The following is a 250-nucleotide window of genomic DNA, read 5'->3' as shown; positions in this document are numbered from 1 at the left end:
GCATTCTGAAACGCAACGGACGGGTCTATACCGTTATCGTAGATAATGCCAAGTCTGAAACGTTACTCCCTGTCATCAAAAAGAAAATCATACCGGACAGTATTGTTTATACCGATAGTCTGAGCAGCTACGACAAGTTGGACGTGAGCGGTTTTATCCATTACCGCATCAACCATTCCAAGGAACTTGCAGACCGTCAAAACCACATTAACGGCATTGAGAACTTTTGGAATCAGGCAAAACGCGTCTT

General features: G+C 44.0%; 1 protein-coding gene. It reads left to right on the top strand.

Translation table 11 applies throughout. The annotated features are described in order from the left end of the window. Positions 1 to 250, top strand: a 250-nt coding sequence (locus Q9J79_RS10325; RefSeq protein ID WP_304685386.1) for an IS1595 family transposase, incomplete at both ends; no start/stop codon positions are given.

The organism is Neisseria viridiae (assembly GCF_962747995.1).
Classification (GTDB): Bacteria; Pseudomonadota; Gammaproteobacteria; order Burkholderiales; family Neisseriaceae; genus Neisseria; species Neisseria viridiae.
Note: the sequence above shows the minus strand (reverse complement) of the source record. Positions and strands in the feature narration are given on the sequence as shown.